At 48.5% G+C, this 268-nt stretch carries 1 protein-coding gene; it reads right to left on the bottom strand.

The features are described 5' to 3' along the window. The coding region (locus AAEZ00_RS21335) for a peroxidase family protein (RefSeq protein WP_351089916.1) at window positions 1–268 on the bottom strand (268 nt) is incomplete at both ends.

Genomic DNA, 268 nt, shown 5'->3' with positions numbered 1-268 from the left:
CCAGTACACCATGTCTGGTTCCCAATCATCATTACGTCCACCGGCAAAACCGTAGGTTTTAAAGCCCATATTTTCAAGTGACACATTACCCGCTAACACTATCAAATCAGACCAAGAAATGGCTTCTCCATACTTCATTTTGATTGGCCAGAGTAAACGTCGTGCTTTGTCTAAACTCGCATTATCGGGCCAACTGTTGAGTGGTTCAAAACGTTGCTGGCCACCACCTGCGCCGCCGCGGCCATCAAGGGTGCGATAAGTACCTGCG

The sequence above is a fragment of the Shewanella sp. S1-49-MNA-CIBAN-0167 genome (assembly GCF_040310145.1).
Taxonomy (GTDB): Bacteria; Pseudomonadota; Gammaproteobacteria; order Enterobacterales; family Shewanellaceae; genus Shewanella; species Shewanella psychromarinicola.
Note: the sequence above shows the minus strand (reverse complement) of the source record. Positions and strands in the feature narration are given on the sequence as shown.